The sequence below is a fragment of the Mesorhizobium sp. BR1-1-6 genome (genome assembly GCF_020165355.1).
Classification (GTDB): Bacteria; Pseudomonadota; Alphaproteobacteria; order Rhizobiales; family Rhizobiaceae; genus Mesorhizobium.
Window position 1 is genome coordinate 505,572 of sequence record NZ_JAIUHZ010000001.1, and the last position, 26,037, is coordinate 531,608.

General features: G+C 64.6%; 29 protein-coding genes. 8 read left to right on the forward strand and 21 right to left on the reverse strand.

Annotated elements, in window-relative coordinates; all coding sequences use genetic code 11:
* Positions 1-60: 60 nt before the first annotated feature.
* From LB545_RS02495 to LB545_RS02515, 5 genes are all read right to left on the reverse strand, one after another.
* Positions 61-495 (reverse strand): nuclear transport factor 2 family protein, encoded by a 435-nt coding sequence (locus tag LB545_RS02495; RefSeq protein ID WP_140563919.1) that lies wholly within the window; start codon positions 493-495, stop codon positions 61-63.
* Positions 492-1,136 carry a carbonic anhydrase gene (locus LB545_RS02500; RefSeq protein ID WP_224704363.1) on the reverse strand — a complete coding sequence of 215 codons (645 nt, stop codon included), beginning with the start codon at positions 1,134-1,136 and terminating at the stop codon, positions 492-494. Before LB545_RS02500 ends, LB545_RS02495 begins: the two co-directional genes overlap by 4 nt.
* 138 nt (positions 1,137-1,274) lie before the next feature.
* Positions 1,275-2,042 carry a DUF429 domain-containing protein gene (locus LB545_RS02505; protein WP_224704364.1) on the reverse strand — a complete coding sequence of 256 codons (768 nt, stop codon included), beginning with the start codon at positions 2,040-2,042 and terminating at the stop codon, positions 1,275-1,277.
* Complete coding sequence (gene pdxY / locus LB545_RS02510; protein WP_224704365.1) at positions 2,039-2,923, reverse strand: pyridoxal kinase PdxY; 885 nt, start codon at positions 2,921-2,923, stop codon at positions 2,039-2,041. The genes LB545_RS02505 and pdxY overlap by 4 nt, the downstream gene beginning before the upstream one ends.
* 7 nt (positions 2,924-2,930) lie before the next feature.
* Entirely contained in the window at positions 2,931-3,182 is a 252-nt protein-coding gene (locus LB545_RS02515; protein WP_140514005.1) for a hypothetical protein, read from the reverse strand.
* Between the two features lie 163 nt (positions 3,183-3,345).
* Here LB545_RS02515 and LB545_RS02520 point away from each other — a divergent pair, with 163 nt between their 5' ends.
* The 5 genes from LB545_RS02520 (at position 3,346) to ppa (ending at position 6,836) form a co-directional block, all read left to right on the forward strand.
* Positions 3,346-3,981, forward strand: coding sequence for a LemA family protein (locus tag LB545_RS02520; RefSeq protein ID WP_140514006.1), 636 nt, complete (start codon positions 3,346-3,348; stop codon positions 3,979-3,981).
* 51 nt (positions 3,982-4,032) lie between these two features.
* Positions 4,033-4,842 (forward strand): TPM domain-containing protein, encoded by an 810-nt coding sequence (locus LB545_RS02525; protein ID WP_181174380.1) that lies wholly within the window; start codon positions 4,033-4,035, stop codon positions 4,840-4,842.
* Between the two features lie 8 nt (positions 4,843-4,850).
* Positions 4,851-5,489, forward strand: coding sequence for a TPM domain-containing protein (locus tag LB545_RS02530; protein WP_140524615.1), 639 nt, complete (start codon positions 4,851-4,853; stop codon positions 5,487-5,489).
* A 116-nt stretch (positions 5,490-5,605) separates the two neighbouring features.
* A complete protein-coding gene (locus LB545_RS02535; protein WP_140492466.1) occupies positions 5,606-6,112 on the forward strand; it encodes a GNAT family N-acetyltransferase in 507 nt (168 codons plus the stop codon).
* A 190-nt stretch (positions 6,113-6,302) separates the two neighbouring features.
* Positions 6,303-6,836: an inorganic diphosphatase gene (gene ppa, locus LB545_RS02540; protein ID WP_140492463.1), complete on the forward strand. Its 534-nt coding sequence runs from the start codon at positions 6,303-6,305 to the stop codon at positions 6,834-6,836.
* 14 nt (positions 6,837-6,850) lie between these two features.
* On the opposite strand, the gene LB545_RS02545 is transcribed toward ppa, so the two are convergent.
* From LB545_RS02545 to ccmA, 5 genes are all read right to left on the reverse strand, one after another.
* Positions 6,851-7,432, reverse strand: a complete 582-nt coding sequence (locus tag LB545_RS02545) for a DsbE family thiol:disulfide interchange protein (protein ID WP_224704366.1) — start codon at positions 7,430-7,432, stop codon at positions 6,851-6,853.
* A complete protein-coding gene (ccmD, locus tag LB545_RS02550; RefSeq protein ID WP_140492264.1) occupies positions 7,429-7,602 on the reverse strand; it encodes a heme exporter protein CcmD in 174 nt (57 codons plus the stop codon). The genes LB545_RS02545 and ccmD overlap by 4 nt, the downstream gene beginning before the upstream one ends.
* A complete protein-coding gene (locus LB545_RS02555; RefSeq protein WP_224704367.1) occupies positions 7,599-7,748 on the reverse strand; it encodes a hypothetical protein in 150 nt (49 codons plus the stop codon). The genes ccmD and LB545_RS02555 overlap by 4 nt, the downstream gene beginning before the upstream one ends.
* Entirely contained in the window at positions 7,735-8,400 is a 666-nt protein-coding gene (gene ccmB, locus LB545_RS02560) for a heme exporter protein CcmB (RefSeq protein ID WP_140514012.1), read from the reverse strand. Before ccmB ends, LB545_RS02555 begins: the two co-directional genes overlap by 14 nt.
* Before the next feature lie 196 nt (positions 8,401-8,596).
* A complete protein-coding gene (gene ccmA / locus LB545_RS02565) occupies positions 8,597-9,205 on the reverse strand; it encodes a heme ABC exporter ATP-binding protein CcmA (RefSeq protein ID WP_140492258.1) in 609 nt (202 codons plus the stop codon).
* Positions 9,206-9,489: 284 nt separating this feature from the next.
* Here ccmA and acnA point away from each other — a divergent pair, with 284 nt between their 5' ends.
* Positions 9,490-12,180 carry an aconitate hydratase AcnA gene (gene acnA, locus LB545_RS02570; protein ID WP_224704368.1) on the forward strand — a complete coding sequence of 897 codons (2,691 nt, stop codon included), beginning with the start codon at positions 9,490-9,492 and terminating at the stop codon, positions 12,178-12,180.
* A 38-nt stretch (positions 12,181-12,218) separates the two neighbouring features.
* Here acnA and LB545_RS02575 read toward each other — a convergent pair whose 3' ends face one another.
* The gene (locus tag LB545_RS02575; protein WP_140559230.1) at positions 12,219-12,896 is read right to left on the reverse strand and encodes a ceramidase domain-containing protein; all 678 of its coding nucleotides are present in this window, start codon (positions 12,894-12,896) and stop codon (positions 12,219-12,221) included.
* 179 nt (positions 12,897-13,075) lie between these two features.
* Here LB545_RS02575 and LB545_RS02580 point away from each other — a divergent pair, with 179 nt between their 5' ends.
* Positions 13,076-13,891 carry a DUF1223 domain-containing protein gene (locus tag LB545_RS02580; RefSeq protein WP_140759146.1) on the forward strand — a complete coding sequence of 272 codons (816 nt, stop codon included), beginning with the start codon at positions 13,076-13,078 and terminating at the stop codon, positions 13,889-13,891.
* A gap of 91 nt (positions 13,892-13,982) precedes the next feature.
* On the opposite strand, the gene LB545_RS02585 is transcribed toward LB545_RS02580, so the two are convergent.
* From LB545_RS02585 to LB545_RS02610, 6 genes are all read right to left on the reverse strand, one after another.
* Complete coding sequence (locus LB545_RS02585; RefSeq protein WP_224704369.1) at positions 13,983-15,368, reverse strand: NAD(P)/FAD-dependent oxidoreductase; 1,386 nt, start codon at positions 15,366-15,368, stop codon at positions 13,983-13,985.
* Between the two features lie 125 nt (positions 15,369-15,493).
* On the reverse strand, positions 15,494-16,606 hold the full coding sequence (locus tag LB545_RS02590) for an ABC transporter ATP-binding protein (protein WP_224704370.1): 1,113 nt from the start codon (positions 16,604-16,606) through the stop codon (positions 15,494-15,496).
* Entirely contained in the window at positions 16,603-17,400 is a 798-nt protein-coding gene (locus tag LB545_RS02595; protein ID WP_224704371.1) for an ABC transporter permease, read from the reverse strand. Before LB545_RS02595 ends, LB545_RS02590 begins: the two co-directional genes overlap by 4 nt.
* Entirely contained in the window at positions 17,400-18,263 is an 864-nt protein-coding gene (locus LB545_RS02600; RefSeq protein ID WP_224704372.1) for an ABC transporter permease, read from the reverse strand. Before LB545_RS02600 ends, LB545_RS02595 begins: the two co-directional genes overlap by 1 nt.
* A gap of 23 nt (positions 18,264-18,286) precedes the next feature.
* On the reverse strand, positions 18,287-19,357 hold the full coding sequence (locus tag LB545_RS02605; protein WP_181165196.1) for an extracellular solute-binding protein: 1,071 nt from the start codon (positions 19,355-19,357) through the stop codon (positions 18,287-18,289).
* Positions 19,358-19,392: 35 nt separating this feature from the next.
* Positions 19,393-20,055 (reverse strand): helix-turn-helix domain-containing protein, encoded by a 663-nt coding sequence (locus tag LB545_RS02610; protein WP_224704373.1) that lies wholly within the window; start codon positions 20,053-20,055, stop codon positions 19,393-19,395.
* A 537-nt stretch (positions 20,056-20,592) separates the two neighbouring features.
* Between LB545_RS02610 and LB545_RS02615 the strand changes: the two genes are divergently transcribed.
* Positions 20,593-20,979 (forward strand): DUF2794 domain-containing protein, encoded by a 387-nt coding sequence (locus LB545_RS02615; protein WP_140514020.1) that lies wholly within the window; start codon positions 20,593-20,595, stop codon positions 20,977-20,979.
* A 52-nt stretch (positions 20,980-21,031) separates the two neighbouring features.
* On the opposite strand, the gene LB545_RS02620 is transcribed toward LB545_RS02615, so the two are convergent.
* From LB545_RS02620 to LB545_RS02635, 4 genes are all read right to left on the reverse strand, one after another.
* The gene (locus tag LB545_RS02620) at positions 21,032-21,601 is read right to left on the reverse strand and encodes a GNAT family N-acetyltransferase (RefSeq protein ID WP_140628263.1); all 570 of its coding nucleotides are present in this window, start codon (positions 21,599-21,601) and stop codon (positions 21,032-21,034) included.
* 124 nt (positions 21,602-21,725) lie between these two features.
* Complete coding sequence (locus tag LB545_RS02625) at positions 21,726-22,499, reverse strand: Bax inhibitor-1/YccA family protein (RefSeq protein WP_140492223.1); 774 nt, start codon at positions 22,497-22,499, stop codon at positions 21,726-21,728.
* A 240-nt stretch (positions 22,500-22,739) separates the two neighbouring features.
* Positions 22,740-25,289, reverse strand: a complete 2,550-nt coding sequence (locus LB545_RS02630; RefSeq protein WP_224704374.1) for an ABC transporter permease — start codon at positions 25,287-25,289, stop codon at positions 22,740-22,742.
* On the reverse strand, positions 25,289-25,984 hold the full coding sequence (locus LB545_RS02635; RefSeq protein ID WP_224704375.1) for an ABC transporter ATP-binding protein: 696 nt from the start codon (positions 25,982-25,984) through the stop codon (positions 25,289-25,291). Before LB545_RS02635 ends, LB545_RS02630 begins: the two co-directional genes overlap by 1 nt.
* Positions 25,985-26,037: the final 53 nt, after the last annotated feature.

Here is a 26,037-nt window from a genome sequence, read left to right on the forward strand (position 1 = left end):
GGGAGGGGCTGAAATCACCGATGTAGGGCGCTCGTCAGGCGCGCGCAACAGCGCCGCTGGTCAGTAGGCTTCGCAGCTTTCCGCAAGCGCTTTCTGCGTGCTGGCCGTGATGCGGTCGCCCGCTATGGCGAAGGTCTCATGCATCAGCATGTCATTGTCGGGGAAGTCGTAGCAGGCGATCACCGTGGTGACGCCGCCTTCGTTCTTCTCGATCCGGTGTCGGATCGCGGCACCCGCAACCGCACCTTTCCATTCGTCGAGCGAGGCGATGAACTCCTGCTTTCCCTGCACGATGCCGAGGTCGTCGAGTTCGATGCGCACATTGTCGGCGAGCAGGTCGGAAAGTTCGGTACGGTCGGCGACCAGCAGGGCCGAATACCAGCGGCTGATGATGGCGCCGTCATCGGCGCGGGCGGCCATGATCGCCATCAGCAGTGCGGCGACGGTGAACATGACCGGCCGGATGTTCATTGCCTGGCGTGCCGTTTCGGTCACTCCAGCACCGGGCGCTCGAAATCGCCGGTTTCCTTGTTCATCACCCAGAGCTCGCCGGTCGAAATGTCGAACCAGGCACCGTGCAGCGACAGCCGCCCCTTGCCCTCAAGGATCGAGACGCAGGGAAAGGTCCTGAGATTGGCGAGGGAATAGCGGATCGAGATGCGCTCCAGCGCCGTCTGGCGCTCCGTCGCAGTCATGAAGGTGCTGGCCGACACGGTCTCGGCGGCCGGCGCGATCAGGCTCATCCATTTGCCGATGAAATCGCCCGGCGACAGTGGCGCGGAATTGGCGTCGAGCGCGGCACGGATACCGCCGCAGCGGCCATGGCCCATGACAACGATGTTCTTGACCTTGAGGCTCTGCACCGCGAATTCGAGCGCGGCCGAGGTCGAGTGGAACTCGCCGTCGGGCTCGTAAGGCGGCACCAGATTGCCGACATTACGCAGCACGAAGAGTTCGCCGGGCCCTGCGTCGAAGATCGCCTCGGGAGCCGAGCGGGAATCGCAGCACGCGACGATCATGGTTTCCGGCGCTTGCCCCTCCCGGGCGAGCTCGCGATAGCGGCCGCTCTCGGTGAGATAGCGACCGTTCATGAAATTGCGGTAGCCGGCAAGAAGGTGGTCGGGAAGGTGAAGCATGGGCGGCTTTCCGGGTTGGAGGCGGCAGCTCGTTGCGGTCGAGAAAACGCTCTAGCGGTAAAAGCCCGTCGCGAGCAATGCAGAATTGTGGGGTTGGTGAGAAATGCCCTGCGTCAGGCGCAAAGCTGGGCAATGTTGTCACGCCCAGATGGCGACCGGTATGCCAAAGCCGTCGGTAAGTGGCGGGTCGGGAAACGGCCGTGCCGTGCCGGCGGCGATGCGGCCGGCGATCAGCATCATCGCCGCCGCATCGAGGAAATCGTCGGCGGCCGCACCGCGCGGCGGCGCCTGATCGAGGAAGTCTATGGCATAGCCGTGCCGGCTAAGCAGCGCCTTGCGTTCCGCCATGCCGGCCGGATTGATGCTGCCCTTGACCTTCTTCGGCAGCAGCATGGCCTGCCCGCCGTTGAGCCGACAGAAAGCCACTTCCGGATGCGATTCGAAGACGCGGCCACGCAGTTCGGGCCGTGAGATCAGCAACGTATCGATCTCGCGTATTTTGCCAAAAATGCCGAATGCCTGGATCGAAACGCCGCGCCGCGGATCGGATGTCGTCCTGGCCACGTCGCTCGCCCGGCGATGCGCGGCGTACCAGGCTTCGATCGAAGTGAACTCGGCGGTATCGGCGTAAAGTGCCGCACGAGACGGGATCGAGAAGACGCTGGATTGGCGTGGCCCGAGCAGCCGCCTGACCTGTGCCTCCGGCCCGCGCCCGCCCTTGCTCGAAAATTCAGGCAGGCCGATCGGCATGTCGACGGCGACGATCGCGTCGTCGGGAACCGCCGACAGCAGCGCGGCGAAGCTGGCGAAGACCTCGACCGAAGGGGCCGCGTTCGGAGCCCCCCCAACGGCGACCCAGCCGGCCTTGCAGCCGTCCGCGCCGACCAGCACCCGTGCCGATGTCACGCGCGGCGGTCCCGCCCCGGATGCGTGAGATGGCGAAGCTGCACCATCGCCATCGGGTGCGACAGGCTCTGCGCATCGGTTTCGAGCTGCAATTCGTCGCCGCCGCGTTTGGCCGTGCGCGCCAGGATCTCGTAGACCGCCGCCGTCGTCGATTGCAGCGCCTTGATCGCCGGCTGGCCGGAGAGGATGCGCGCCAGGTAGACCGCCGCTGTCAGGTCGCCCAAACCGTTCGGCGGCTTGTCTATGACGCGGTGCTCGGCGAGCAGCGCCTGGCTGGCGTCGAGCAGAAGATTCCCAGTGCCGCCTGAAATCATCGACGGCGCCGAGGTGACCAGCATGGTTGAAGGCCCCGCATGGAGCGCCGCGGCCATCACCGACTTCAGGTCGGGCAACGGCACGCCGGCCATCCATTCCAGCTCATAGCGGTTAGGGGTGGCAATGTCGGCGATCGGCATCAGCCGGTCGCGCATGGCGATCGCCGTCGGCTCCGGCACATAGAGCCCGCCCGAATCGCCCATTACCGGATCGCAGATATAGACGGCGTCGGGCGTCCTCGCCTTGACCGCGGCGACCAGCGAGGCGACGGCTTCGGCCTGGCCGGCCTCGCCGAGATAGCCCGACAGCACCGCCCCGACCTCGCCCAGCCACGGCGCGCGCTCCAGATCGGCCATCAATGCCTTGAACTGATCGAGCGGCGGCACGATGCGGGTCGCGCGCCCATGGCCGGGATGCCACGGCAGGAGGATTGTCGGCACCGCCCATACCGGGAAACCCAGCGATTCCAGCGCAAAGACGGCGGCGCGATTGCCGACCGAGCCGCGTGCGACATGGCTGGAAATGACGATGACCGCGCGCGGCGCGTCGGCTTGCTCGGTGCTCATTGGAATCCTAACTGCCCCGGGTGAGGAAGAGCACGAGCCAGACCATCAGGCCCAGCGCCAGCAGCAGCCCAATTATCCTGCCAATGCGCGTGCCCCAGACTTCGATCGGATCGGCGCGGTCGGCATCGGCCGCCGCGACGTGGTCGCGCACGGCCTTCGCGGTCCGCGCCGCGAGCGAAGTGGCGGCCGGATCGGTTTCGCGCGCGACGCGCTCGAGGATACGGCGCGATTCGGTGTCGCTGTCCTGGCGCTGCGCCATGATGCTGTCCTGTTTTCGTGGCGAGCTTACCGCGTTCGCCCCGTCAATTACAGCGCCTTGCGACCGACCGTGATCCCATCGACAACCGTCTGCGCCGAGGTCGTTTTCTTGTGCGCCGATTGTGGTAATGCTTCGCATGCAACTTCTACCGAGGGGACCGATCATGTTTGCCCAGCGCCTTGCTTTCCCGACATTCCGCACGCTGCCCGCCTTGCTGGTGATGGCCGTCATGCTGCCGCTGCTTGCCGGCTGCGGCTACAACACCATCCCGACGGCGGAGGAGAACGCCAAGGCGGCGTGGAGCGAGGTGCTGAACCAGTATCAACGCCGCGCCGACCTCATCCCCAACCTGGTCGAGACGGTCAAGGGCTACGCCTCGCACGAAAAGGACACGCTCGACGCTGTGGTCGAGGCGCGCGCCAAGGCGACGCAGGTCACGGTAACGCCAGAAACGTTGAAGGATCCCGAAGCCCTCAAGAGGTTTCAGGACGCCCAGGCAGGGCTGACCAGCGCGCTGTCGCGGCTGCTCGCTGTGTCGGAGGCATACCCGGACCTGAAGGCCAACCAGAACTTCCTGGCGCTGCAGGCGCAGCTCGAAGGCACCGAGAACCGCATCGCGGTGGCGCGGCGTGACTACATCCAGGCGGTCAGGGACTACAATCTGACGCTGCGGACCTTCCCCTCGGTGCTGTGGGCGACGTTCTGGTTCCGCGGCAACGAGCCCTTCGCCAATTTCACGGTCGAGGAGGACAAATTGCAGACGCCGAAGGTCGATTTCGGCACGAAACAGGGCGGATGATTGCCGGATTCCGACGTGGTGATCCTGCTCGCCAATGAGGGACGACGCGCCATGTATCGCGTCGCTGTCCTGCTCCTCGTTCTTGTGCTGCCATTTGCGGCCCTCGCCGCCGAGCTCCCGGCGCTGACCGGCCGTGTCGTCGACAATGCAGGCATCATCGATGCGGCGACCAGGGCGGCACTGACGCAGAAGCTTGCCGATTTCGAGACGAAAGGCTCCGATCAAATCGTCGTCGCCACCATTCCCAGTCTCGGCGGCGAGGAGATCGAGCCCTATGCCAACCGGCTGTACCGGTTCTGGAAACTCGGCCAGGCGAAGGAGAACAACGGCGTGCTGCTTCTGGTCGCGCCGAACGACCGCAAGATGCGCATCGAGGTCGGCTACGGGCTGGAAGGCACGCTGACCGACCTGCACACCAAGCTGATCATCGAAAACGACATGGTGCCGGCCTTCCGTGCCGGCGATTTCTCCGGCGGCATCACCAAGGCCGTCGACGACATGATCATGGTGCTCAACGGTAATCCCGAGGAGCTGGAAGCACGCGGCAAGCGCAACCAGCAGGCGCCGTTCAATTCCGACGATTTGTTCTTCGCCATCTTCATCGGCATCTGGGCGCTCATCTTCTTCGGCAGCATAGCGGCCTCGGTGTTGCCGCCGATCTTCGGCCAGAAGATCGGTCCCGGCCGTTACCGCTGGCTCGGCATGACGTTCGAGCCGAGCCGGCGATCGTCAGGTGGCGGCTGGTCGTCAGGTGGCGGCGGCTGGTCGGGCGGCGGTGGCTGGTCCTCGGGCGGTAGCGGCGGTGGTTTCTCCGGCGGTGGGGGCTCTTCCGGCGGCGGCGGCTCTTCGGGAAGCTGGTGAGAGGGATCATGGCGATACGACCGATCAGTCCGCAGGACCATGAACGCATCGCCGGGGCGATCCGCGCCGCCGAATCAAGGACCGACGGCGAAATCTACTGCGTGGTGGCGCATGCCAGCGGCAACTACTTCTTTCCGGCTGCCTTCGTGGCGGCTCTCGCCACGCTGCTGGTCAGCCTCGCCGTCGCCTATGGGCTCGAGGCCTGGTGGCTCACCATCCGCCTGCCGCACTTCGTCATTGCCCAGCTTCTGGCGCTGGCCTGCTTTCTTTTGCTGTTATGGGCCTTTCCGGGGCTGCGCATCCATATGGTGCCGAGACGGCTGCGCTATCAGACCGCGCATGACAACGCACTGAAGCAGTTCCTGGCCCGCAACGTCCACCGCACGACCGCGCGCACCGGCGTGCTGGTCTTCGTCTCGGTCACCGAGCGCTACGCCGAGGTGGTCGCCGATTCAGGCATCGACGCCAAGGTCGGCCAGCATGTCTGGGACGATGTGGTGCGCGAGCTTACCGCACATGCCGGCGACGACCGGCTTGCCGACGGCTTCGTCAAGGCGATCCAATCGGTTGGAGCGGTGCTCGCCGAGCACTTCCCGGTGACGTCGGGCGACACCAACGAACTCGACGATCATCTGGTCGAGATTTGAGCTCCACCGACAGCCTCGAACGCGCATCGCGCAGGCGATGACGGCCTGTGAGAAAGCGTCCTCCGGACTGCCCGGACTCTTGCATTCGAGCGATGCGGGTTTATGGTTAACAAATCATGAATACGCTGAGCATCGATATCCGCAAAGCCGAATCGCGCGACGCCGCGGCGATCGCCGACGTGCATTTGCAGGCTTGGCGCGGCGCCTATAGCGGCATCATCCCGCACCGCACCCTGACATCGATGATCAACCGTCGCGGCGCCGACTGGTGGGCCAATGCCATCCGCCGCGCCGCTACCGTCCTGGTGATCGAGATCGGCGGCACGGTTGCCGGCTACGCCACGATCGGCAAGAACCGGGCCCGCGAACTCAAGCAGCAGGGCGAGATCTATGAATTGTACCTGCGGCCGGAATATCAGGGCATCGGGCTCGGCAGCCGGCTTTTCAAGGCGGCACGGGCGCGGCTTGCCGACCACGGATTGAAGGGCACGGTGGTGTGGGCGCTGGAAGACAATCAGAACGCGCTCGCCTTCTATTCCGGCGCCGGCGGCCGCGATATCGCCGAAGGCGTCGAGATATTCGAGCAGAAGGCGCTGAAGAAGGTTGCTTTCGTCTGGGAATGACCGGCGAGGAACGATCGCGTAAGCGGCGCGAAGCGCAACCTACGCAATCACGACACTGAAACATCTTCTGCTAATGATTGAACGCATTGAATGCCATTGCGTCTTGCTGGGCGTTCTTGAGCACCATTCGCCGCATTGCACCATTTTGCGCCGCCCGCTATCGGTCTGCCAATCGAGAGAGGGATAAGTCATGCGTATTGAAGCCATCGCCACCGGAAAGAATCCGCCCGAGGACGTCAACGTCATCATCGAGGTGCCGATCGGCGGCGAGCCGATCAAATACGAGATGGACAAGGAGGCCGGCACGCTGTTCGTCGACCGTTTCCTGCACACCTCGATGCGCTATCCCGGCAATTACGGCTTCGTTCCGCACACGCTGTCTGGCGACGGCGATCCGATCGACGTGCTGGTCTGCAACACGCGCGCGCTGGTGCCCGGCTGCGTCATCAATGTTCGGCCGATCGGCGTGCTGATCATGGAAGACAATGCCGGCCAGGACGAGAAGGTCATCGCCGTGCCGTCGCCGAAGCTGACGTTGCGTTACGAGAACGTCACCGAATACACGCAGCTGCCCGAGATCACCCGCGATCAGGTGCAGCACTTCTTCGAGCACTACAAGGATCTCGAACCCGGCAAATGGGTCAAGATCGAGGGCTGGCACGATTCCAAATACGCCAAGAAGATGATCGTCGACGCGATCGAGCGGGCCAAGGCAAGCAAGTAGGCCGGCCGGTCACCTCAGTTCGGCGCGGCCAGCGCCTTCTCGATCTGCGGCAACAGCAGCGTCCGAGCCGTCTCGGCCGTCAGCGGGCCGACATGCTTGTAGGCTATTTTGCCGTCCTTGCCGATGACGAAGGTTTCCGGCACGCCATAGACGCCCCAGTCGATCGCCGTGCGGCCGGCCTCGTCGACGCCGATCGCCTGGAACGGATTGCCGAGATCGCCGAGGAATCGGCGGGCGTTTTCCGGCCGGTCCTTGTAGTTCAGCGCCGCCATGGTGAAGCGCCTGTCCTGCGCCAGCCCCAAAAGCACCGGGTGCTCTTCGCGGCAAGGCGCGCACCATGAGGCGAAGACGTTGACCAGCGTCACCTTGCCGGCAAACGATTTCGAATCGAGTCCCGGCAGGTTCGTGCCGTCCAGCGGGGGCAGGTTGGTCGGCGGCGCCGGCAGGCCGATCAGCGCCGACGGCACCTCCGAAGTGTCGCGCCCCGACAGGAGCTGCGCCAGGAACAGCCCCGCCAGCCCGAGGAAGATCAGCAGCGGCAACAGCACGAACAGGCGGCGCCGGGCCGGCGCCGGCGTTGGCATATCCGTGCTCATGACACGCGCTCCCCGCCCTTGTCGGAGCGTCGGCGCACGCCCGCCGCCTCGAGTTCGGCCAGTTCGCGCTTGCGGGCCCGTTGATCGAGCAGGATCCAGCCGATCAGCCCGGCCAGCGCAATCGCCGTGACGGCATAGGCGGCGGTGACGTAGAGCGCATGCGGGCTCATGCCGGCTGCCTCGTCGGCATGCCGCCCGCCAATTCGATCCTTCCGCCGTGCTCGATCATGCCTTCCCTTAGCCCCGCGCCGGTGACCGCGCAATTGACCGCCGCGCCGCAGCCCTTGCCGGTCATGGCCGCCTCAATCCGTGCCATGGCGCAGCGCCAGCGCCGCCGCCAGCGGTCCGAGCACGGCAAGAAACAACGTCAGCGCGGCAAGAATGAGGAAAGGTTGCAGGAACGGGTCGGGATTGGCCGTCGCGCCATAACTCGCCGAAACCCCGAAGATCAGCACCGGGATGGTCAGCGGCAGCACCAGCACCGAAATCAGGAGCCCGCCGCGCGGCAGCGCCACCGCCACCGCCGCGCCGACGGCGCCGATGAAGGTGATCGCCGGCGTGCCGACCAGCAGCGTAAGCGCCGTGGCGCCGATGGCGATCGGCTCCATGTTCATGAACAGGCCGAGCAGCGGCGCGGCGACCACCAGCGGCAGCACGCTGCCCGCCCAATGGGCCAGGCATTTGGTGAGCACCGTCAGCGCCAGCATGTGGCGGTCGTTGCCAAGCACCAGGAGATCGAGCGAGCCGTCCTCGCGGTCGGCCTGGAACAACCGGTCGAGGCCGAGCAAGCAAGAGAGCAGTGCTCCGATCCACAGGATCGCCGGGCCGATGCGGGCTAGCAGTCTCAGGTCCGGCCCGACGCCGAAGGGAATGGTGGCGATCACGGCGAGGAAGAAGATCACGCCCGTCAGCGCCCCGCCGCCGGCCCGAATCGAAAGGCGGATATCGCGGAGGAGGAGGGCTAGCATGATATGAGATACTCGCGCTTGAGCGCCCCCCTCTGTCCTGCCGGACACCTCCTCCGCAAGGGGGGAGATCGGATGTCACCCCGGCCTTCGCCGATTTTCAACGTTGGAAAGCGGGCGAGGCGCCGAAGCTGCCAATCTCCCCCCTCGAGGGGGAGATGTCCGGCAGGACAGAGGGGGGCGCCGTAGAGTGCCGTCATCAAAAGGCCTGCCCCATCCTCAACGTCTGCGCTCCCTCGATCCCGAGCGGCAGATGCGTTGCCGCGACGACAATCCCACCATCCGCACAATGCCCCCTCATCAATCCCGCGAATCGCGCCTCCGAATCCTTGTCCAGACCCGCCGTCGGCTCGTCGAGCAGCCAGATCGGCCGTTGGCTGACCAGCAGTTTCGCGATCCCCGCGCGTCGTCTTTGCCCGGTCGAGAGATAGCCGAACGGCAGATGGCCGATGCCGCCCAGTCCGACCGTCTCCAGCGCCTCCTCGACGCCGACGGATCCACCGCCGTTGAAGTCGCGCCAGAAGCGCAGGTTTTCCGTCACGCTGAGCGCCGTTTTCATTGCGTTCTGATGGCCGAGATAGTGGCAGGCCGAAGCGATCGACGGAAATTCATCGCCGCCGCCCTCGATCAGCAAATTGCCTTCAGCCTTCGGCAGCAGTCCGGCGACGATCCTGAGCAAGGTCGATTTGCCTGATCCGTTCGGCCCGGTGACGACAAGCGCCTGGCCTTGATCGAGGTCAAAGCCAATGCCCGAAAACACCGTCTCGCCGCCGCGTTCGCCGCCCAGATTTTCGGCGATAAGCCGCATCCCTCGCCCGCCCTGAAACAATCCGCCTCGGCCCCTGCCGCATCGCACAAATTTGCTTTTTAACTGTCTAGAACTATTCCAGAAAATTCTCTATATGCGGTGCATCCGTGCCAGCGGTCGGCGCGGGAACAGAACTAGCGCCGAACCAGCGCACGCGCCGCCTTGAACGGCTCGGGTTGCTTGGGAGCGGACAGCGGAAATGGCCGTACCCGCACCTTTGCGCGTGATTGCATGCCATCGGCGTCCGTTCCCTTTCAGGCTGAACAGACAAGGACGGATCGCACGTGTCAAAATCCCTCGACAGTTTCAATTGCCGCCGCACGCTGAAAGCGGGCGACGCCGAATATACCTATTTCGACCTCGTCGAGGCCGAGAAGAACGGCCTCATCGGCATCGCCCAGTTGCCTTATTCGATGAAGGTTCTGCTGGAGAACCTTCTGCGCAACGAGGACGGCCGCTCCGTCACCAAGGACTCGATCAAGGCCGTCGCCGGCTGGCTGACCGACAAGGGGACGGCCGGCGTCGAGATTGCCTATCGCCCTGCCCGTGTCCTGATGCAGGATTTCACCGGCGTTCCGGCGGTGGTCGACCTGGCGGCGATGCGCGACGCCATGGCCTCGCTCGGCGGCGACCCGCAAAAGATCAACCCGCTGGTGCCGGTCGACCTCGTCATCGACCATTCCGTCATTGTCGACGAGTTCGGCTCGCCGATGGCCTTCGCGCGCAATGTCGAGCTCGAATATGAGCGCAACGAGGAACGCTACAAGTTCCTGAAATGGGGCCAGCAGGCGTTCCGCAATTTCCGCGTCGTGCCACCCGGTACCGGCATCTGCCATCAGGTCAACCTCGAATATCTCGGCCAGGTGGTGTGGACCAACACCGAGGACGGCGAAACGACCGCTTATCCCGACACCTGCGTCGGTACCGATTCGCACACCACAATGATCAACGGCCTCGGCGTGCTCGGCTGGGGCGTCGGCGGCATCGAAGCCGAGGCGGCCATGCTCGGCCAGCCCGTCTCCATGCTTTTGCCCGAGGTCATCGGCTTCCGTCTCACCGGCAAGCTGAAGGAGGGCGTCACCGCCACCGACCTCGTGCTCACCGTCACCCAGATGCTGCGCAAGAAGGGCGTCGTCGGCAAGTTCGTCGAATTCTTCGGCCCCGGTCTCTCCAATATGACGCTGGCCGACCGCGCCACCATAGGCAATATGGCGCCTGAATATGGCGCCACCTGCGGCTTCTTCCCGGTCGATAGCGAGACCATCCGCTACCTCACAATGTCGGGCCGCGAGGAAAGCCGCATCGCGCTGGTCGAAGCCTACTCCAAGGCGCAAGGCATGTGGCGTGACGCAGGCTCCGCCGACCCGGTCTTCACCGACTTGCTGGAGCTCGATCTCGGCGACGTCGTGCCGTCGATGGCCGGCCCGAAGCGCCCAGAGGGCCGCGTCGCGCTGGAAGGCATCCCGGCCGGCTTCGTCAAGGCTATGGACACCGAATACAAGAAGGGGGCTGAAATCTCGAAGCGCTACGCCGTCGAAGGAACCGGCCATGATCTCGGCCATGGCGACGTCGTCATCGCCGCCATCACCTCCTGCACCAACACCTCGAACCCGAGCGTGCTGATCGGCGCCGGCCTGCTCGCCCGCAACGCCAATTGCCTCGGCCTCAAGCAGAAGCCCTGGGTGAAGACCTCGCTGGCGCCAGGCAGCCAGGTGGTCGCCGAATATCTCGAGAAATCCGGCCTGCAGAAGGAGCTCGACCAGATCGGCTTCAACCTGGTCGGCTTTGGCTGCACCACCTGCATCGGCAATTCCGGCCCGCTGCCGGCGCCGATCTCCAAGACCATCAACGATAAGGGTTTGATTGCCGCCGCGGTGCTTTCCGGCAACCGCAACTTCGAGGGCCGTGTCTCGCCCGACGTGCAGGCCAACTATCTCGCCTCGCCGCCGCTGGTCGTGGCGCACGCGCTGGCCGGCACGGTGACGAAAGACTTGACTACCGAGCCGCTCGGCGAGGACAGGAACGGCAAGCCGGTCTACCTCAAGGATATCTGGCCGAGCTCGGCGGAAATCCAGGAATTCATCGAGAAGAACGTGACGCGCGAGCTGTTCGCCCGCAAATATGCCGACGTCTTCAAGGGCGATGAGAACTGGCAGAACGTCAAGGCGCCGGAAGGCCAGACCTATGCCTGGGACGACAATTCCACCTATGTGCAGAACCCGCCCTATTTCGCCGGCATGACCACGGGCTTCGGCAAGATCGGCGACATCAAGGGCGCCCGCGTGCTGGGCTTGTTCGGCGACAAGATCACCACCGACCACATTTCGCCAGCGGGCTCGATCAAGGCCGCCTCGCCGGCCGGCAAATACCTTACTGAGCATGGCGTCGGCGTTGCCGACTTCAACCAGTACGGCACGCGCCGCGGCAACCATGAGGTGATGATGCGCGGCACCTTCGCTAACATCCGCATCCGCAACCACATGCTGGGCGAGAACGGCAGGGAAGGCGGCTACACCATCCATTACCCGTCGAAGGAAGAGGAATCGATCTACGACGCGGCGATGCAATACAAGAAGGAAGGCGTGCCGCTGGTCATCTTCGCCGGCGTCGAATACGGCAACGGCTCGTCGCGCGACTGGGCGGCCAAGGGAACGAACCTCCTTGGTGTCCGCGCGGTCATCGCCCAGTCCTTCGAGCGCATCCACCGCTCCAACCTGGTCGGCATGGGCGTCATCCCCTTCGTCTTCGAGGAAGGCACCTCATGGGCTTCGCTCAACCTGAAAGGGGATGAGCTGGTCGAGATCGACGGCCTGGACGCCCTCAAGCCGCGCCAGAAGATGGAAGCCAGGATCACCTATGGCGACGGCACGGTGAAGAAGGTGCCGATCATTTGCCGCATCGATACGCTTGACGAACTCGACTACTTCAAGAACGGCGGCATTTTGCAGTACGTGTTGCGCGATCTTGCCGCGTAGCGGCAAGGGAGTAGGGCTTAGGCAGTAGGAAATAGGACCTACTGCCTACTGCCTCGCTGTGGCGCGCCGTAGCGCGCCGCGGCGGCCAGCAGCACGCCCAGCATCAGCCCGTTGAGCAGGTGCCAGAGGAAGTGCGTGCCGAGCGGGAAGCTGGTGCAGACCAGCGGATCGACCATGCGGCAGATGACCGACAGCACGAAGATCGCCGATCCGGCCAGATTATACCAGCCGGCGCGATTGCCGCTGGCCGTCACCCAGACACCGAAGAAGGCGAGCGCCAGGAACGGCGGCAGGTAGCCTGTGGTGCCGTTCGACGCCTGGCGCAGCCAATCCGGCACGGCCAGAGTTATCGCTCCGACAACGGCATAGAAAACGACGAAGATCGCGATCGCCTTGCCCCATTCCAGGCGCAGGAAGCGGCGCAGGTTGAACAGCGTGTAGGCCAGCGTGAAGCCGGCGATCGGCACCACGTCGGCCCAGACCGTTCCCTTGGTGGCGAAGATGTGAAAGATCGTCGAGCCGACGCCGATCGCCACCACCCACCAGGCCAGGACCTCGGCGAAAATGCCGGTCCTGCATCGCCGCACTTCGCGGACGCCCCATAGTCCCGCGGCAATGAAAGCCAGGTTGGTCAAAGCATTCACCGGCTCGGCCCAAAGTTCAGGACCCGTTCGCTCGCAATAAAGATCGACTGGAGCCAGGAAACTTTGCCACATGATGATGATCCCGCCCCCGAATCGAACCGCCGGTTGAAATGCAGTGGCTTCTCCTATTGCCGCCCTACCCAGGCTTGCAATGGCAAAATTTCACCGCAACGTGACTTCCCGTTGACTTCCGGTTCTGCCACATATTTCAGCCAATCAAAACAAAGCCGGCATCACCGGCGGGAATTGGAATGGTCATGGCCTCGCGTAGATCATTGTGGCTGGCAGCGTTTGCGCTGGCCATCTCGGCGTTCGCCGGTGCCGGGCACGCCGGCGAATCCGGCGGGCTCCTGGCCGACAAGCCCCAGGGCGACAGGCCCGTGGGCGTGGTCGAGCTGTTCACCAGTCAAGGCTGCAGTTCCTGCCCGCCTGCCGACGCCTTCTTCTCCGAACTTGCCGCCAGGCAGGATCTTGTCGCGCTCTCCTATCACGTCGGCTACTGGGATTATCTCGGCTGGCGGGACACGCTGAGCAGCAAGGAAAACACCGAGCGGCAATATGAGTATATGCGGGCCTTCGGCAACCGCTCAGTCTATACGCCGCAGGCGGTCATCAACGGCCGGGTCCATGTCAACGGCGCCAATCGCGGCGAGGTCGATGGCCAACTCGCCCGCATGGCAAGGATCGGCGAAGACATGCGGGTCGCCATCAAGATCAGCCGGACCAGCGACCGCGTCATGATCGATACCGGCGATGGCGGGACCGGTCCCAGCGATGCCCATGTCGTCATCGTCTATTTCGAGCCGCCGCAGACGGTCACGATCGGCCAGGGCGAGAACACGGGCCGCAAGATGACCTATTGGAACGCGGTGACCGGCATCCAGACAGCGGGCATCTGGCACGGCAAGGCGCAGCGCTACGAATTGCCGATGAGTGAGATTTCCAAGAAGGGCGGCTGCGCCGTGCTTTTGCAGTCCGTCGGCAAGGACGGCCTGCCAGGGCCCATCCTGGGCGCCGCCTTCATTCACCGCCCCGGTTCCGATGCGCCGTTCGATCGAAGGCTCTGAAGCGCGCCGCCGAAAACGGAAATGATGCGACGCGCTGTCGGTCTCCATTCATGCCTGTCGACCAAACGGAATCGCGTTTGAGTGACCTGCCTCAATGGCCGGTCAGGCGATCAGCGAAAGCGGCGAGGCGCGACGTCCGCCCCAGGCCGTTTGCCTCCCGCCGGTCGGCGATGCGGTAGAGCTGGTACATGGCGTGGACGCCGAGCCAGCGCAGCGGCTCCGGCTCCCATTTCTTCACCGTGCGGTTGACCCAGGGCAACCGGGTCAGCTCCGTGTCGTGTCCGAGCACCAGGTCGCGCAAGGTGCGGCCGGACAGGTTCGAACTGGAAACGCCGAGCCCGACATAGCCGCCGGCCCAGCCCATGCCGCTTTCGCGATCGAAGCCGCACGTCGTGCACCAGTCGCGCGGCACGCCGAGCGTGCCGCACCAGGCATGGTCGAGCCGCACGCCTTTGGTCTGCGGCAGCAGCCTGGTCAGGATCTCGTGCAGCTGGTCGATGGTCGCCTGTTGTGTCTTGCCGCGCGTGTCGGTGCGCGATCCGAAGCGGTAGGGCACGCCCCGGCCGCCCATGGCGATCCGGCCTTCCCGCGTGCGCTGCGCATAGCAGTAGGTATGCGCGGCATCGCCCAGCACCTCGTAGCCGCTCCAGCCGATTTCGTCCCAGAGCTTCTGCGGCAGCTTCTCGGTCACCACGATGGCGCTGTTCAGCGGCAGCCAGAGACGCTCGTAGCCGGCAATGCCGGCGGTGAAGCCCTCGGTGGCGCGCACGATCTTTTCGGCGCGCACGACGCCGCGGTCGGTGGTGACCTTGCCCTTCTCGAGCGCCAGCACCTGCGTCTGTTCGTAGATGGCGACGCCGAGCCGCGCGACCGCCGCCGCCAGACCCTGCACCAGCTTGGCCGGCTGCACGCGCGCGACGTCGCGCACGACGAAGGCGCCCAATACATTGTCGATGGCGATGCGCTCGCGCGCTTCCTGCGCACCGAGGAAGGCCAGCCGCTCGGGCGGCATTTCCCAGTGCCGGGCCTCTTCGTACTCGGCTTTGGCGCGCTCAAGCTGCGCGGCGTTTGTTGCGACGGTGATGTTGTCGACGCGGCGGATATCGGCGTCGATCGCTTCGGCAGCGGCAATCGCGATCACCTCGTCGACCGTGCCGGACATGGCGCGCTGCATGTCGATCACCGCCCCGCGCGAGGAGGTTTTTGCATATTTCTCGCGCGACCAGCTGAAGCCGCCGGACAGCCATCCGCCATTGCGGCCCGAGGCGCCGAAGCCGGCGAACTCCTTTTCGACGATGGCGATGCGCAGCGCGGGCTTCGCCTTCTTCAGATAGTAGGCCGCCCAAAGTCCGGTATAGCCGGCGCCGACGATGCAGACATCGGCCTCGATGTCGCCGGGCAAGGGTGGGCGGCTGGCCGGCGGGCCACCTATGTCGGCATACCAGAACGACACGTCGCCATTGCGCTGGGCTTGCATCTTGTGATCCGTTCTCCGTGCGATTCCAGGAAAAGTGTGGAGCGGTTTCCCGTCCGGAACTGCGTTAAACACCAAGAGAGGAAGCGGCCCCGTCGTTTTCCATGGAAAGGCGAGGCCGCTTTGTTTCAGGTAAGCGTCAGGTCGGCCTTGTCGTCATCGGCGAGCAGCTTCACGTCGCCGCCGGCGAAGAGGACGTCGACCTCGTCTCCAATGGCAAAAGTGTCCGCCTCGAGCGTCGAGCGCACGATGGCTTTCGAGCCGTCGGCGAGCTCCACCTCGTATTTGGAGCCGGAGCCGAGATAGATGGCCTCGCCGATACGCCCGGCGAGCCGGTTGCGGCCATCCCCGCCGCCGCCGCGACGAGCAAGCGCCAGCTTTTCGGGACGCAGCAACATCACCGGCTTGCCGCCATCGGCGAGACGCTTGGCGGTCGCCACTCTCTGGCCTGATATCTCGATCGCCGTCTCGTTGCCCGAGGTGGCGGCGGGGCCGCGCAGCACGGTGGAATCGCCGATGAACTTGCCGACGAAAAGCGTCGCCGGCTCGTCGTAGAGTTCGCGGCCGGTACCGATCTGCTCGATGCCGCCGCGGTTGAACACGGCGATGCGGTCGGAGAGCACCAACGCCTCCTCCTGGTCGTGCGTCACATAGACGAAGGTGGTGCCGAGTTCGCGGTGGATGCGCTTGATCTCGAGCTGCAGCCATTCGCGCAGTTTCTTGTCCAGCGCGCCGAGCGGCTCGTCCATCAGCAGCAGCGGCGGATCGAAGACGATGGCGCGGGCCAGCGCCACGCGCTGCTGCTGGCCGCCCGAAAGCTCGTTTGGGAAGCGGTGGGCGAAATCGGCCATCTTGACCATGTCGAGCGCGTGGCGGACGCGGCGTTCGCGTTCTGCCCCGGTGACGCCGCGCAGCTTCAGCGGATAGGCGACATTGCGGCCGACCGTCATGTGCGGGAATAGTGCATAATGCTGGAAGACCACGCCGATGTTGCGCTTGTGCGCCGGCACGCCGACCACGCTCTTTTCTCCGACCAGCAGCTTGCCGCTGGTCAGGTCGGTAAAGCCGGCGATCACGTTCAGCGTCGTCGTCTTGCCTGAGCCGCTCGGGCCCAACAGCGTCATGAATTCACCCGGCTCGATTCGCAGCGACACGCCGTCGAGCGCCTTGAAGGAACCATAGGCCTTGCTTACCGACTCCAGGTCGATCGCCGCACCGCGATTTTCCGCTTTCTGATTCATAAGCCTCCCTTCCGCTCACGGCCAAGAAGCAGCATGCCGCCGCCGATCAGCAGTGTCGTTGCGCATAAGAGGATCGTGCCGACGGCCGCGACCGTCGGGTCGGCGTCGCGCGTGATGGAAGCGAAGATCTGCACCGGCAACGTCTTGAGATAGGGATTGGTGATGAACAGCGACACGACGATCTCGTCGAAGGAGGTGGCGAAGGCGAACAGCAGGCCTGACAGTACCCCGGGGGCAATCAGCGGCAGCGTCACCGTGCGGAACGTGGTGAGCGAACCTGCGCCCAGGCTCGCCGCGGCTGTCTCCAGCCGCTTGTCGAACACTTCGAGATTGGCCGAAACGGCGATCAACACGAAAGGCAGCGCAAGGATGGTGTGGGCCAGAACGAAGCCGAGCAGCGTGCCGACAAGCCGCGTGTCGAGATAGACGGCGTAGATGCCGATGGCCAGGACCACGCCCGGCACCACCATCGGCGTCAGCATCAGCATGCGCAGGAGATTTGCCGGCCGCGCCTGCATGCGGTCGAGGCCGAAGGCGGCAAGGGTGCCGAGCACGGTTGCCAGAACCGCAACGATCGATGCGACCTTCAGCGAATTGAGGAAGCTGGTCGACCAATCCGGATTGGTGACGAAATTTTCGTACCATTGCCAGGAGAAGCCCTGGGGTGGAAATGCCAGCGATTTATTCTCGTTGAATGACATCGGCACCACGACGAGCGTCGGTGCCACCAACCATATGGCTACCAGCAGGCAGACAAGGCCCAGCACGACGCGGGTAAGCGGCTTCATCTCCATCAGGGCCGCCCCGCTTGCCGATGGCTGGACCGCATCACGGGCGCGGCAAGCGCCAGCAGCACGAAGGTCGTGACCAGCAGAACCACGCCCATGGCGCCGCCCCTGCCCCATTGCAGGAGGCTGAGCACCTGTGTCTGAACCAGCGTGGACAGCATCGTCGAGCGCGGTCCGCCGAGCAGGGCCGGCGTGATGTAGAAGCCGAGCGCCAGGATGAAGACGATGATCGCGCCGGCATAGACGCCAGGCAGAGACAGCGGCAGATACACCGTGAGGAACGCGCGCGAGGGTCTTGCCCCGAGGCTCCGCGCGGCTTGCACCAGCCTGAGGTCGATGCCTTTCATGACCGAATAGAGCGGCAGGATCATGAAAGGCAAAAGCACCTGCGCCATGCCAATGACCACGCCCGTCTGGGTGCGGATCAGCCTGATGCCGCCGAACCCGAGCGCCCGCAGGATCGAGTTGATAACCCCCGAATCCTGCAGCAGTATCACCCAGGACAAAGTGCGCACCACGCCGCTTACCCAAAACGGGATCAGCACACAGAGCAGCAGCACCAAGCGCACGCGTGGTCGGACCGCGGTCATCAGATAGGCATAGGGATAGGCGCAAACCACGCAGACCAGCGTGACCCACGCTGAAATGAGGAAGGTCCGCTGGAGCACGGCTAGGTTGATGGGCGCGCCGAAGAACCAGATATAGTTCTGCAGGCCCCACTGCGGTTCCGACAGGCTGCGCACGACGATGGTGAGCAGCGGATAGCCAATCACCGCGAAGAGCAGGACCAGCGCCGGCAGCGCGAGCGCGAACGGCCGCCACGCCCGGCGCCTTTCGGCGGCCGGAATGGTTGGCTGGGACGCGCTCACGGCTTTTGGTCTCCCTCAGCCGGTCAGTTGCCGGACATCAGCGCGGACCACTTCTCCTGCGCCACCGCGAAGTTCGGGACCCAGAACTTGAAGTTCTGCTTGTAGCCCTGCTTCTGGCGTTCGGGCGTGTTGGTCAGGAAAGCGGAGACGGAAGCGTCGACCTTGGGCTGCGCTTCACTGTTGATCGGCGTGTAAGACGTTTGCTCCGTCAACACCTCCTGCGCGTGCTTGCCAAGATAGGCGTTGAGCAGCGCGTAGGATGCCTCCGTGTCCTTGGCGCCGACGGGGATCGTCATCTGATCCATCACCACCAGCCAGTCCTGCCAGGCCGGTGCGTATTTGGCGCCGTTCTTGACCGCGGTCATGGCGCGGCCTGTCCACATCATCAGCATGTCGGCCTCGCCGGATTCGGCGAGTTGCTGCGATTCTGCACCCGTCTTCCAGAAGATGGTATCGGGGCCGAGCTTGCGAACCACATCGATGGCCTTGTCGATATCGGCCACCGTCATCGCCTTGGGGTCCCCGCCGGCAACCTTGAACGCCTGTTCCAGCAAGCCACCGGTCGGGCTGCCGGAGCCGTCGATTCCGCGCACGCCGGGGAATTTCTGCGTGTCGAAGAAGTCGGCCCAGCTCTTGGGCGGATTGTCCTTGTACTTTTCGGTGTTGTACATCAGCACGACGCCGTAGTTCATCGCCGGCACCGAGCACTCGCCGACCTGGCCCTCGGGAATTTTCGAGACGTCGAGTTTGGTGAAGTCCAGCTTCTGGAACAGTTTGCCGCAATAGACATAAGGCGGCAGATCGTCGGTATCGACAACGTCCCATGTCACATTGCCGGACTCGACCTGCGCCTGCAGCTTGGCGATCTCGGTCGGGCCGTCATTGAGCAGCTTGACGCCCGACTTGTCCACGAACTCCTTGAGCGCCGCCGCCTGGCCATCCTGGTAGATGCCGCCATAGGACACGAAAGTCAGGGTCTTGCCCTTCAGCGAGCCTTCGGCCACCTCTCCGGCAACCGGCTTCGATTGCGCGAGCGCGGCCGTCGCCGCCAGAAGCACGCCCAGGCACGCCGCATGTGCAAATTTCACTCTCATGTTCAACTCTCCCATTCCAGAACTCGCATTTGTTCTCATTCACCCGGATGCGAGCGGTTTCCGGGCCTGTACTGATCGAGTTCCAGCGCGCCGGCGGTCGGCGGCGCGATGATCCAGAGCACCTCCGCCGGTGTGTCGCCGACATTGACCGTGCGGTGCGGCACCGAAGTCGCGTATTCGACGCTGTCGCCTTCGCGCATCAGATGGCGCTCGTCGGCAAGCGTCAGTTCGACGGTTCCCTTGAGCACCATGAACATCTCATGCTCGCCGCCATGCACATAGGCGTCGTCGCCGGTCGAGCCGCCGACCTCGAAATGCCCCGCATAAACCTCGAACTGATGGATCGGCCGCCGCGACAAAAGCATCTTGCGGCCTCGCACGCCGACGGGAACGACAGGCCGTTCCTCGCGCCTCAGCACCTTGTGCAACGGACGGCTGCTGCCCTCGAACAGGTCGTTGATGCCGAGATCGAGAGCGGCGGCGATCCTGAGCAGCGTGCCTGTGTTGGCGCCGCACAGATTGCGCTCGAGCTGGCTGATGAAGCTCGCCGTCGTGCCGGTCATGTCGGCCAACCGGCGCAGCGACACGCGCCTTGCCATGCGCAGCGCCTTGATGCGGGGACCGACGCCGCCGGCCTCAGGGGTGGCCGCGACCGTGCCATTCACCTCTTTCACCGTGGAGTCCGATACGCGTGGCATTGCCGCTCCCGTTTCACTTAACACCTTATTAAGTGGTGATGGCGTTGGCAAGCGCGGACGGCATGCCAAGATTTCGGCGCCCATCGATCCTGCCGGTCGCACCGGATCGGGCTGAAAACCGTCCATACGGCGGGAAATCCGCATTAGCGGCGATCCAGGCATGAAAAAACCGACGTCAGCTTGCTTCTGACGTCGGTCATTTAGGTTTTGGGATCGTCGCACCCGGTCTTTCCGAGGAAAAACCGAGGTTGGTTCGATCCGACGCAGACCCGTGGGCGGGGGGCTTGGGGTTTACGAGCCGGTGCCGGACCGAACCGTCTCAGGCAACGCCGGTAAATTCGTCGGACATTGGGGCATGAGCGCGGATAAAAAATGGCGAGAATGTGGCGGAGCATCACCAATTCCAACATGTCGTTTGCAAACGTGACTGGACGCGACGGAAATGGCGCGGGTCCGCACCGCTTCGCCGGCACTTGCAATTCGATGGCGAAAGCGCCAACTTTGGTTGGCAAAGATTCATTTTTGAAGGATCGAGGCATGACCGATCACGGCGGCGGGACGGAGGATGGCGACGCATCCGCGATACTGATCCCGCTCCACGAGGCACGCCGTGCGCGCCTCGACCAGCCGGTGCGCTTCGAGCGGCGCGAACTGGACCAGATCCTGAAACTCTACGGGCGCATGGTTGCCGCCAATGAATGGCGCGACTACGCTATCGATCATCTCACCGACAGGGCCGTGTTTTCAGTGTTCCGCCGGGCCAGCGAGGTGCCGCTGTTCCAGATCGTCAAGGACCCGAAACTGGCACGCAAACAAGGCGCCTTCGCCGTCATCGCCGCGGGCGGCCGTATCCTCAAGCGCGGGCAGGAGCTTGGCCGTGTGCTCGGCGTCTTCGACAGCAAGTTGAAGCTGGTCGAGGCCTGAAACAGCGGCGCAATTGCTTCGGTTGGCCTCAGTCTTGGGCTCATCTAAGCCATTACTTTTCTTGACGGAATTTCCGCTCCGGCAATGATTCCGGATCGGGCGGGGCGGATGCCCCGCCGTTCAGCGCCAGTTGCATGAACACCGTGTCCAGCCAGCGGCCGTGCTTGTAGCCGGAGCCTTCGAGGCGGCCGGAATGACGAAAGCCGAGCTTTTCGTGCAGCTTGACGGAAGCGCTGTCGGGATGGCCATCGCCGATCACCGCGACGATCTGGCAAAAGCCCGCAGCCTCGGCGGCCGCGATCAGGCTTTGCATCAGTTTGAGGCCGACACCCTGGCCCTTGGCATCAGGCGCGACATAGACGGAGTCCTCGACGACAAAGCGATAGGCCGGGCGCGGCCGGAAGGGACCGGCATAGGCATAGCCGAGCACGGCGCCATCCTTTTCCGCCACAAGGTAAGGGAAGCCGCCGGCCTGGAGCGTGTCGAATCGCGTGCCCATTTCGGCGCGACCTGGCGGCTCCAGCTCGTAGCTCGCCGTGCCGCGGGTCACAGCGTCGGCATAGATTTGCGTAATGGTGTCGAGGTCGGCCGCGCGTGCGGCCCGTATAACGATAGTGCTCATTCTTTATGCAGGCCTCTTTGTCTGCCTGCAATAACAGCAAAGGTCGGCGCAAAAGAAAAGGGCGGCCGTTGGGCCGCCCCTTCCAAACCCGATGGTCCAGTCAGACCATGACGCGGACCAGCCCTCAGCGGCGGTCGCCCATGAACTGGAGCAGGAACATGAACAGGTTGATGAAGTCGAGATAGAGCGTCAGCGCGCCCATGATGGCCTTGCGGCCAGCGACGTCGGAGGCGTCGCCCTCGAAATACATCTCCTTGATCTTCTGCGTGTCGTAGGCGGTGAGGCCGGCGAAGACCAGCACGCCGATCGCCGAGACGGCGAAGGACAGCGCCGACGACTGCAGGAAGATGTTGATGACCATCGCGATGATGATGCCGAACACGCCCATGATCAGGAACGAGCCCATCGCCGTCAGGTCGCGCTTGGTCGTGTAGCCGAACAGCGACAGCGCGCCGAAGGCCGCGGCGGTGGCGAAGAAGGTCTGCGAGATGCTGGCGGTGGTGTAGACCAGGAAGATCGACGACAGCGACAGGCCGACCAGGCCCGCATAGACCCAGAACGTCGTCTGCGCCGCCGACACGCTCATCGACTGGACGCGGAACGACAGGAACAGAACGGCGGCCAGCGGGGCCAGCATCACCAGCCAGCGCAGCGGCGAGCCGAAGATCGCGTAGCCGAACGAGGTCAGCATCTCGCCGCTCGGCAGCGTCGCGACAGCCGAGGCCGGATCGGTGGTTGTGGCCAGCATGATCGTGCCGACGGCGGCAAGACCAGTGATGAGGAGACCAAGCCCCATCAAATTGTAGACCTTGATCATATAGGCGCGCAGGCCCTGATCGATGTCGACGGCGGCGCCGGGCACGGCGCGCGTCTGATAGTTGCGAATGGGTTCAGCCATTGTGGTCCTCTATTGCTTCTGCCCCGTCCGGTGTCGGGTCCACCCGGACCCAGGCGCCGCTGGCGGGACTCCAGCATGCGTGCGGCGAAATATGATGGTTATTCGCGTCAAGAACAAGACCGTAACCGGGTGTAATGCTTCGTGAGGCACGCATGGCGCGGTTTTCCAGCCCTTTGGCCGCGAAACATTACGTCGATTTAACCAAATGCCGGCCGTCGGCGGGGTGGAACCGATGCGGACTCAGAGGTTTCGCAGCACGGGCGCTGCCTTGTGGCCGAGCACCCGCCAGGTGCCGGCGAGACCGATGCCGACGGTGATGACCAGCGCAAAGAGAATGGTCGCCACCGCCACTTCCGGCATGAAATGCGACGGCAATGTCATGATGCGGGCGACGACGAACCATGCGGCGGCACTGCCGGCGGCGAGCGCGAAGACCGCCGTGGCGAGGCCGATCAGCATGTATTCGAGCGAGAAGGCCGATATCAGCGTCAGCCGCGTCGCACCGAGCGTCTTCAGCACCACCGCGTCATGGATGCGCGCCCGGTTGCCGGCGGCGAGTGCGCCGGCCAGCACAAGCACCGACGCGATCAGTGCCACGCCGGCCGCCGCCCTGATCGCCGCGCCGAGCTGTCCGACCAGACGGTTGACGATGTCGAGCGCGTCCTTGACGCGGACCGTAGTGACTGCCGGGAAGGCGCGGGTGACGGCATTGAGGATGCGGGCGTCATCAGCCGCGGTGGCGCTCTTTTCGGTCAGCGTCGCCACCCAGCCATGCGGCGCGCCGGCAAATGTGTTGGGCGAGAACACCATGACGAAGTTGATGCCCATCGTCTCCCATTCGACCTGGCGGAAATTGGCGATCCTGGCCGTGACATTGCGGCCGAGCACGTTGACGGTGACGGTATCGCCGAGCTTCAGCCCGATTTCCTTGCCTTCCTTGTCGGAAAACGAGACGAGCGGCTCGCCGGTATAATCGGCCGGCCACCAGTTCCCCTCGGTCAGCGTCGCGTTGTCCGGCTGCTTGGCCTCATAAGTCAGGCCGCGGTCGCCGCGCAGCACCCAGGCGCCCTCCGCCGGCACCTTGACCTTGTCGACGGCGACGCCGTTGAGCGCCATCACCCGGCCGCGCAGCATCGGCACCTTGGCCAGCGTCCCCTGCGGGGCCTCCTTGCTGATCAGACTGGAGAAGCCGTCGACATCGCTGCTCTGGATATCGACGAAGAAGAAGTTCGGCGCCCGCTCAGGCAGGCTGCCGGAGATCTGCCGCCGCAGATTGCCGTCGATCAGCGCCAGCGTCACCAGCAGCGTCAGGCCAAGCCCCAGCGACAGCACCACCGACGGCGTCAGCGCGCCTGGCCGATGGATGTTGCCGACGGCGAGCCTGAGCGCCACGAAGCGCACGCGCGGGCTCTTCCTTGCCGCCCATTGCACCAGCGCACCGACCAGGCGCAGCACCAGGAAGGCGAAGATGGTGGCCCCGACGAAGATCGAAGCGATGCGCTGGTCGCCCGAAAACAGGATGGCGAGCGCTGCAAGAAGCACTGCGATGCCGAGCGCCGAAACGACATAGATAGCGCGTGGAAAACCGCGGCCTTCCAGTCCCATCTCGCGGAACAGCGCGGTCGCCGGCACATCGCGGGCGCGACCGAGCGGCAGCAGCGCGAAGGCCAGCGTCACCAGCAATCCGAACAGCGCCGCCATGCCGAGCGCGCCGGGATAAAAGCCGCCTTGCGCCGGCACCGGAATGACGGACTGAAGCGCGGCGCTCGCGGCGAAGGGCATCAGCGCACCGAGCACCAGACCGGCGGCGATGCCGAGGGCCGCGATCATCAGGATCTGCACGAGGTAAACGGCAAAGACGAAGCCGCCCGATGCGCCCAGGCTCTTGAAGGTGGCGATGACGCCGCGCTTGCCGTCGAGATAGGCGCGCACCGCGTTGGCGACGCCGACGCCGCCGACCACCAGCGCCGTCAGCCCGACCAAAGTCAGGAATTGCGAAAAGCGTTCGATGTTGGAAGAGAGCGCCGGGGCCGCATTGCTGCGCGTGCGGATTGACCAGCCGGACTCCGGGAAATCCTTGGCAGCCTTGTCCTGGATGGCCTTGAGCCGCGCCTCGTCGGCGTCGAGGGCCAGCCGGATCTTGTAGGAATTCTCGACGAGGCTGCCCGGCTGAACCAGCCCTGTCGCGACCAGGCCCTCGGTCGAGATCATCAGGCGCGGCGCGAAACCGAAACCTTCGGACACGGCATCGGGCTCGGTGACCAGCCTGGCGCGCAGTTCGAAGGTGGCGGTTCCGAGCTTCAGCCGATCGCCGAGCTTCACATGCAGCCGCTCGAACAGCAAGTCGGGCGCGGCCGCGCCGAAAACACCGAACTGCTCGCCGAACAGTTCCTGCTTCGTCAGCGCCGGCTCGGTTTCCAGCGCACCGTAAAGCGGATAGGCCTCGTCGACGGCCTTGGCCTCGACCAGCGCCTGATCGGAGCCGTCGGCAAGCCGCGCCATCGAGCGCATGCTGGCGGTTCTCGACACCGTGCCCAGCCCATCGAGGAAGCCGCGTTCGGCTTCGCTTGCGTCGCGCTGGTTAAGCTGGAAGCGCAGATCGCCGCCAAGCAGCGTCTGGCCCTGGTTGGCAACGCCGCCACTGATCGAGCGGGCCACGGAATTCACGCCGCCGATCGCCGCGACGCCGAGCGCGATGCAGGCAAGAAAAATCAGAAAACCGGACAGGCCGCCGCGCATCTCGCGCAAGGAGAAGCGGACGGCGAGCTTCAACGTCCGCGCCGGTGACATCAGGCGATGGCCTTGGTCGGCGCCGGTGCCTCGATCCTGCCGGAGCGCATGGAGACCTGGCGCGAACAGCGCGCCGCGAGCGCCTGATCATGCGTGACCAGCACCAGCGTCATGCCGCGCTCGGCCGCCTTGGCGAACAAAAGGTCGGCGACCTGCTTGCCGGTCGCCTGGTCGAGATTGCCGGTCGGCTCGTCGGCGATGAGGATGCGCGGCGACGGCGCCAGCGCCCGGGCCATCGCGACGCGCTGCTGCTCGCCGCCCGAAAGTTCGCCGGGATAGTGCGTGACGCGGTCGCTCAAACCCATGGCCGCCAGCTCGCGTTCCGCCACCGAGAACGGATCGGCATGGCCGGCCAGCTCCAGCGGCACGGCGACATTTTCGAGCGCCGTCATATTGGGGATGAGATGGAAGGACTGGAACACGATGCCGATGTTTCGTCCCCGAAACGATGCGATCTGATCCTCGCTCTTGCCGTTGAGCAGCTCGCCGGCGATTCGTACCGTGCCCGAATCGACCCTTTCCAGACCGGCGAGAACCATGAGCAGCGTCGACTTGCCCGACCCCGACGGCCCGACGATGCCGGTCGCCTCGCCGCGCGCCACATCGAGGCTGACGCCCTTCAGCACATGGACGGACGAGGCGCCTTCGCCCAATGTCAGCGATACGTCTTTCAGCTCGATGACGGCTTCTGTCAAAATGAAAGCGTCCTATATGGAGATGAGGGCTTCGCCTGCCGGGCCGTCGCCGG

Bases quoted from the DNA above. Each gene is read 5' to 3' on its own strand.
- ccmD (WP_140492264.1), bottom strand. From the start codon at position 7,602: ATGAGCCCGCATGCGCTCTACGTCACCGCCGCCTATGCCGTCACGGCG.
- LB545_RS02630 (WP_224704374.1), bottom strand. From the start codon at position 25,289: ATGTCACCGGCGCGGACGTTGAAGCTCGCCGTCCGCTTCTCCTTGCGC.
- LB545_RS02580 (WP_140759146.1), top strand. From the start codon at position 13,076: ATGGTCATGGCCTCGCGTAGATCATTGTGGCTGGCAGCGTTTGCGCTG.
- LB545_RS02605 (WP_181165196.1), bottom strand. From the start codon at position 19,357: ATGAGAGTGAAATTTGCACATGCGGCGTGCCTGGGCGTGCTTCTGGCG.
- LB545_RS02500 (WP_224704363.1), bottom strand. From the start codon at position 1,136: ATGCTTCACCTTCCCGACCACCTTCTTGCCGGCTACCGCAATTTCATG.
- LB545_RS02590 (WP_224704370.1), bottom strand. From the start codon at position 16,606: ATGAATCAGAAAGCGGAAAATCGCGGTGCGGCGATCGACCTGGAGTCG.
- LB545_RS02610 (WP_224704373.1), bottom strand. From the start codon at position 20,055: ATGCCACGCGTATCGGACTCCACGGTGAAAGAGGTGAATGGCACGGTC.
- LB545_RS02530 (WP_140524615.1), top strand. From the start codon at position 4,851: ATGGCGATACGACCGATCAGTCCGCAGGACCATGAACGCATCGCCGGG.
- LB545_RS02525 (WP_181174380.1), top strand. From the start codon at position 4,033: ATGTATCGCGTCGCTGTCCTGCTCCTCGTTCTTGTGCTGCCATTTGCG.
- ccmB (WP_140514012.1), bottom strand. From the start codon at position 8,400: ATGCTAGCCCTCCTCCTCCGCGATATCCGCCTTTCGATTCGGGCCGGC.
- LB545_RS02595 (WP_224704371.1), bottom strand. From the start codon at position 17,400: ATGGAGATGAAGCCGCTTACCCGCGTCGTGCTGGGCCTTGTCTGCCTG.
- LB545_RS02575 (WP_140559230.1), bottom strand. From the start codon at position 12,896: ATGTGGCAAAGTTTCCTGGCTCCAGTCGATCTTTATTGCGAGCGAACG.
- LB545_RS02515 (WP_140514005.1), bottom strand. From the start codon at position 3,182: ATGGCGCAGCGCCAGGACAGCGACACCGAATCGCGCCGTATCCTCGAG.
- LB545_RS02620 (WP_140628263.1), bottom strand. From the start codon at position 21,601: ATGAGCACTATCGTTATACGGGCCGCACGCGCGGCCGACCTCGACACC.
- LB545_RS02585 (WP_224704369.1), bottom strand. From the start codon at position 15,368: ATGCAAGCCCAGCGCAATGGCGACGTGTCGTTCTGGTATGCCGACATA.
- LB545_RS02545 (WP_224704366.1), bottom strand. From the start codon at position 7,432: ATGAGCACGGATATGCCAACGCCGGCGCCGGCCCGGCGCCGCCTGTTC.
- LB545_RS02535 (WP_140492466.1), top strand. From the start codon at position 5,606: ATGAATACGCTGAGCATCGATATCCGCAAAGCCGAATCGCGCGACGCC.
- LB545_RS02615 (WP_140514020.1), top strand. From the start codon at position 20,593: ATGACCGATCACGGCGGCGGGACGGAGGATGGCGACGCATCCGCGATA.
- ccmA (WP_140492258.1), bottom strand. From the start codon at position 9,205: ATGCGGCTTATCGCCGAAAATCTGGGCGGCGAACGCGGCGGCGAGACG.
- LB545_RS02555 (WP_224704367.1), bottom strand. From the start codon at position 7,748: ATGGCACGGATTGAGGCGGCCATGACCGGCAAGGGCTGCGGCGCGGCG.
- pdxY (WP_224704365.1), bottom strand. From the start codon at position 2,923: ATGAGCACCGAGCAAGCCGACGCGCCGCGCGCGGTCATCGTCATTTCC.
- ppa (WP_140492463.1), top strand. From the start codon at position 6,303: ATGCGTATTGAAGCCATCGCCACCGGAAAGAATCCGCCCGAGGACGTC.
- LB545_RS02625 (WP_140492223.1), bottom strand. From the start codon at position 22,499: ATGGCTGAACCCATTCGCAACTATCAGACGCGCGCCGTGCCCGGCGCC.
- LB545_RS02520 (WP_140514006.1), top strand. From the start codon at position 3,346: ATGTTTGCCCAGCGCCTTGCTTTCCCGACATTCCGCACGCTGCCCGCC.